Here is a 2,201-nt window from a genome sequence, read left to right on the forward strand (position 1 = left end):
TTGCCAGGGGCCGAGGCCACCTCGGCGATCGCGAGCGAGGCGGCGGCGACCGACGTGACGGCCAGGCCGGTCACGTCGAACGCCGAGGGGAAGACGGTGCGCGGACCCGGCAGCTCGAGCCGCTCGGCCACGTCGGCCGGTCCCCCGAGGGCTGCCCAGACCTTCTTGGCGAGTCCGGAATCCACACGACAAGACTAGGGGGAGGCGGGTTGCTCCGGAGGCGTTGTCGGAACAGCCGAGCCGAGTCGTCCCGAGATCGCCGTCGCGCCGCGCTCGACGTCCTCGTGGACCCGGGACGCGAGTCCCGCGGCCTCGAACGCGGCCAGGGCCGCCGCCACCTGGTCGTCGCCGACCTCGACGAACAGCGTGCCACCGGGCGCGAGCCAGCCGGGTGCGCACGCCGCGAGCCGTCGTACGACGTCAAGGCCGTCGGNCGTACGACGTCAAGGCCGTCGGCGCCGCCGTCCACGGTGCCGCGGGGCTCGTGGTCGCGGGACTCCGGGGGCATCAGGGTGATCGCGGCGGTCGGGACGTAGGGGCCGTTGGCGACCAGGACGTCCACCGTCCCCCGCAGGTGGGCCGGGAGCGGCGCGTCGAGGTCCCCGACCCGGGCGGTGCCGCCGACCGGCTCGAGGTTGCGCCGCGCGCAGGCGACGGCGACCGGGTCGATGTCGGCGGCGTGGACCTGGACGTCGGTCCGCCGGACGGCGATCGCCAGGCCGAGCGCGCCCGACCCGCAACAGAGGTCGACCAGCACGCCGCCGGCGGGCAGCACCGCGGCCGCCAGGTCGACGAGCAGTGCGGTGCGCTGGCGGGGGACGAAGACGCCGGTGTCGACGCGGACGCGCACTCCGGCGAAGTCCGCCCAGCCGACGACGACCTCGAGCGGCTCGCCCGCGACGCGGCGCGCGACGAGGGTCGCCAGGTGGGCGGGATCGTCGGTCGCGTCGGACAGGATCCGCGCCTCCTCCTCGGCGAACACGCACCCGGCGGCACGCAGCCTGGCCACCAGAGCCTCGGTCGGGTGCGCCATGGCGCGGAACCCTACCCGCGGCAGGTGCCCTGTCACGGTGGTCACGTCCTCCGTTCGGCCAAGGTGTCCCACCGGGCCGTCCGGCTGCGGCATCATGCACGCATGCGACCGCAGGTCGTCGCCCATCGCGGCGCGAGTCACGACATCGCCGAGCACACCCTGGGTGCCTATCTCGCCGCCCTGGACGCGGGGGCCGGGGGGCTCGAGTGCGACGTGCGGCTGACCGCCGACGGCCACCTCGTCTGCGTGCACGACCGCGACCTGCGGCGGACGGCGAGCACCCGCGGGCTGGTCTCGACGATGGACCTCGCCGAGCTCAACGAGCTCGACTTCAGCCGGTGGAAGAACCCGTGGGCCGACCTCGACGACGAGGCGCCCGACCAGGACGAGGACCTCGGCAAGGTGCTCACGCTCCGCAAGCTGCTCGAGACCGTCGCCGACTACGACCGGCGGGTGGAGGTCGCGATCGAGACCAAGCACCCGACCCGGTTCGGGGGCCTGGTCGAGAAGCGGCTGGTCGAGATGCTGCGCGAGTTCGGCTGGGAGCAGGCGGGTGCGCCCGTCCGGGTCATGAGCTTCTCGTTCACGGCGCTCCAGCGCGTCGAGCGGCTGGCGCCGGAGGTGCAGCGCGTCCAGCTCGTCGAGAAGTCGACGACCTGGCCGATGCTGCGGCGGATCATCGACGGCGACACGATCATGGGCCCGGGCATCGCGCTGCTGCGGGAGCACCCCAAGGTGGTCGAGAGCATGGCCCGGCGGGCCAAGGCCGTCCACGTGTGGACGGTCAACACCGAGAGCGACCTCGACCTCTGCCTGCGGATGGGCGTGCGGGCGGTCATCACCGACCGACCGGCGTTCGTCCTCGACCTGCTGGAGGAGCGGGGACTGGCAGCGGGCTAGCTTCCTCGGCGGGATAGGTTCCTCGCCATGGCCAAGAAGAACCGCGCGAAGGCACGTGACGCCGAGACCACCGCCGCCCCGGGAGAGGTCGGTCCCCGCCAGCCCTGCCCCTGCGGGTCCGGGAAGCGCTACAAGGCGTGCCACGGCGCGCCCGGCGGTGGCGACGTCTTCGTGAAGCGCCCGTTCGAGGGCCTGGCCTCCGAGTGCGACCTGGTCGCCCTCCGCGAGCTGGTCCCGGCGGCGACGGCCACGGTGGCGCTGGCCGGTG

3 protein-coding genes are annotated in these 2,201 nt (G+C 74.0%); 2 read left to right on the top strand and 1 reads right to left on the bottom strand.

What is annotated here, in order from left to right; genetic code table 11:
• Positions 1-70: 70 nt before the first annotated feature.
• Positions 71-1,159, bottom strand: a complete 1,089-nt coding sequence (locus tag H0487_RS22485) for a putative protein N(5)-glutamine methyltransferase (RefSeq protein WP_446685590.1) — start codon at positions 1,157-1,159, stop codon at positions 71-73.
• Between H0487_RS22485 and H0487_RS22490 the strand changes: the two genes are divergently transcribed.
• Positions 1,136-1,933: a glycerophosphodiester phosphodiesterase gene (locus tag H0487_RS22490; protein WP_183096421.1), complete on the top strand. Its 798-nt coding sequence runs from the start codon at positions 1,136-1,138 to the stop codon at positions 1,931-1,933. The genes H0487_RS22485 and H0487_RS22490 overlap by 24 nt on opposite strands.
• A gap of 27 nt (positions 1,934-1,960) precedes the next feature.
• A partial coding sequence (locus H0487_RS22495) for a DUF5926 family protein (RefSeq protein ID WP_183096422.1) occupies positions 1,961-2,201 on the top strand: 241 nt, incomplete at its 3' end.

This window comes from Nocardioides stalactiti (assembly GCF_014180715.1).
Classification (GTDB): Bacteria; Actinomycetota; Actinomycetes; order Propionibacteriales; family Nocardioidaceae; genus Nocardioides; species Nocardioides stalactiti.

Coding starts and splice junctions, on each gene's coding strand:
- H0487_RS22490 (WP_183096421.1), top strand. CDS start 1,136: ATGCGACCGCAGGTCGTCGCCCATCGCGGCGCGAGTCACGACATCGCC.